We start from the raw sequence: 290 nt of genomic DNA, 5'->3' as shown, positions 1-290 counted from the left end.
TAGGCGCCCTCCGTGTTTTCGCGCACGATGACGAGTTCGCAGCGTTCGGGGGTGAGATCTGCGATGGGGGTGGGGACGCCGGGGTAGAGGCGGACGGGGCGCACGTTTGCCGCCTGCTGGAAGCGCTGACGCATCTCGAGGATGAAGCCGCGTTCGAGGATGCCCGGCGTGACCTTGGGGTCGCCCATCGATCCGAAGAGGATCGCGTCAGCTCCGCGCAGCTCATCTTCGACCTCGGCGAAGAGCTCACCGGTTTCGAGGTAGTGCTTGGCCCCTGCGGCGTACTCGGT

Annotated in this window: 1 protein-coding gene; it reads right to left on the bottom strand. The window is 66.2% G+C overall.

The window, feature by feature from the left end; genetic code table 11:
- Positions 1–290, bottom strand: a 290-nt coding sequence (locus tag AUL38_RS05210) for an isocitrate/isopropylmalate family dehydrogenase (RefSeq protein WP_235590616.1), incomplete at both ends; no start/stop codon positions are given.

It is taken from the genome of Leucobacter sp. G161, from assembly GCF_001482305.1.
Lineage (GTDB): Bacteria > Actinomycetota > Actinomycetes > Actinomycetales > Microbacteriaceae > Leucobacter.
This window is presented reverse-complemented; position numbering and strand designations above follow the sequence as displayed.